Here is a 2,370-nt window from a genome sequence, read left to right as displayed (position 1 = left end):
TCCATCGTGTGGGCGACCGCCGCGGCGATCGGCAGGCCGGCGCCGAACTTGTTCCGGCAGACGATCCGGCACGAGGTCGCCGTGTCCGCGGTCTCCGCCCGCTACCTCGCCCACGGGTACACGTGGCAGCGGGACCGGAAACCGGTCGCACGCCTGGACCATCAGGCCGACGGTGTCGCGATCCGGGACGGCGAGGCGGAATTGATCGAGGTGGAGCTGACGCCGAAGACCTGGCAGCGCTACAAGATGATCTGCGAGAACCACTCGCACCGCCTCGCCCACGACGGCGTCACCCGGGTCGCGTGCTTCTGCACCGAGGACGCGACCCGAGCCGTGACCCGCGCTGCGGACAAATACGTGTTCCGCACCGAACGCCCCGGCCTCGTGGCAGAGACTGTGTTCGACATCCGCGGCCAATGGGTCGGTCCCGCACTCGACCGGCCGCGCCCCGCGATCCTCGCGGGCGCGTCGATCCTGACGGAGCTCGACGGAGTCGACGGGCAACCGGCCGGGGGAGTGACGCGATGAGCGGCAACCAGTTCGTGGCCGGGAGCGAGGATGCCGCCAGCGACGCGATCGCCGGCGTCCTCAAAGCGGTCTTCACGGTTCTGCTGGTCCTCGTGGCTCTCCCGTTGGTGGTGCCGGTCCTGGCCGGGCGGATCGCCGGGGACGGGATCGCGACCCGGACCCGGTTCTGGCTGGTCTGGCGCTGGCACTGGCTCGTCAACACGATCGGCATCACCCTCGTCACCGCCCTCGTCGGAACGGAGATCGTCTTAGCCACCCTATGGGTGCAGTCCGGGCAGGCGCACGCGTTCTTCACGGGAGCGGACTGGCGGACGGACCTGGCACCCACTCTCGTCCCGTGGATGCTGCTGAACTTGGTCGCGGGGGTGTTGCTGTTGCCGGTGGCGTGGTCGATCCGGCGCCGGAGGATCGCGGACCGGGTGCGGTCCCGCCGGATCCTGGACGTGGTGCGGCAGGAGAAGATCGAGACCGCGCGGAAGCGCGCCGCGGACAGCAACGTCGCCCGCAGCATCGGAGTGCTCCTGGATCGGAACACCGGCCGCATCACCGGCACCACCCGAAACGCCGTCACCGTCCCGTTGCACCTGGATGAGGGGCGGAGCGCGTTCGGCGTGACGAGCCGGGTGACCGTGCGGACTTTCGCGGACCGGTTCTACGATGCCCGGCGGGTGCGGGACTGGGTCGACCCCACCGGCACCTACCTGGTCCTGCCCGGGACCTCGTCAGCGCTGCGGGCGTTGATCATCGCGGAATCCGGCAGCGGCAAAACCGTCCTGATCACCGGGCTGGTGCTCTGCGCCCTCGAGTACGGGTGGCCCGTGTTCGTGATCGACGCCAAGGGTGACCCGGCCGACGCCGCGGACCTGGTCGCTGTCGCCGAATCCTATGGGCGCACCGCGGTCGCCGGTGGGACGTGGGACTTCTTCAATGGGACTGCGGAGCAGGTCACTGCGAAGCTGATGCGGCTGATGCCGGCCCCTGATGGCGCGAACCAGCACTATCTTGATGAGATCCGCGGTGTCCTCCAAGCCGTTCAGGACAGAGCGCCGATCCGGAGCGTGGCCGAGTTGCGGGAGCGGTTGACGGACCCGGGTCCGCATGCGCGGGACCAGTACGACCTGTCGATGGTGAACAAGGTCATCGACCGGGACGGCACCACCGCCGGAGAACGTGCTCTCCAGAGTCTGCTGGTGGCGCTCCGCCCGTTGGAGCGTTGGATCGGCCCTGGCGGCTGGTCCTACGACGCCCCGCGCGCCAACGTGACCATCGTTCCGCTGTCTCCGGTCGACGACGCCCAGGCACGCCTGGGCGACTTGCTGCTGCTGGACCTGCGGAACTTCCTGGCCTCCCGCCTCGAACGGCGCGACAAAAGTCCGGTGGTGGTGATCGTGGATGAGTTCCCGCAACTCGTCACCGGTGCCCAAGACCCGGGAGACACCGCGGGCAGCTTGTTCGAAACGGCACGCAGTGCCGGCGTCGGCCTGGTCCTGGCCACGCAGAGCCCGGCCGGGCTCTCCAACGAGGAGGTCCGCCGGCGCCGGGCTCTCACGAGTGGGGCCGCGCTGATCTTCGGCCGGTCCAAGGACCCGGAAGAGATCGTCAAGTACGCCGGGACGGTGATGCGGATGGAAGCCGCCGGTCGGGCCAGCGGCGATGAGCTCGGCAGCGCGCGCGCCCAACACTCGTTCGTGATCCCACCCCAGGATGTCCGCGAAGCCGCCGACGGCGCCTTCTGGATCGTCCAAGGCGGCGCCATCGCCCCGTTCCGAGCCCTTCCGAACCGGACCATCACCACCCAACAGGGACCGGCGGACACGACAGCCGGCGCCGCAGCGGATCCGG

1 protein-coding gene and 1 pseudogene are annotated in these 2,370 nt (G+C 69.6%); both read left to right on the top strand.

The window, feature by feature from the left end:
• Window positions 1-528 (top strand): annotated as a pseudogene (locus QN357_RS18630) (hypothetical protein); the annotation flags it as partial.
• On the top strand, window positions 525-2,370 hold a 1,846-nt coding region (locus QN357_RS18625; protein ID WP_323505354.1), incomplete at its 3' end, for a hypothetical protein. The pseudogene QN357_RS18630 and the gene QN357_RS18625, both read left to right, overlap by 4 nt.

The sequence above is a fragment of the Cryobacterium sp. RTC2.1 genome (genome assembly GCF_035018685.1).
GTDB lineage: Bacteria > Actinomycetota > Actinomycetes > Actinomycetales > Microbacteriaceae > Cryobacterium > Cryobacterium glucosi.
The sequence above is the reverse complement of the archived record's forward strand: the minus strand, read 5'-3'. Positions and strand labels throughout refer to the sequence as shown.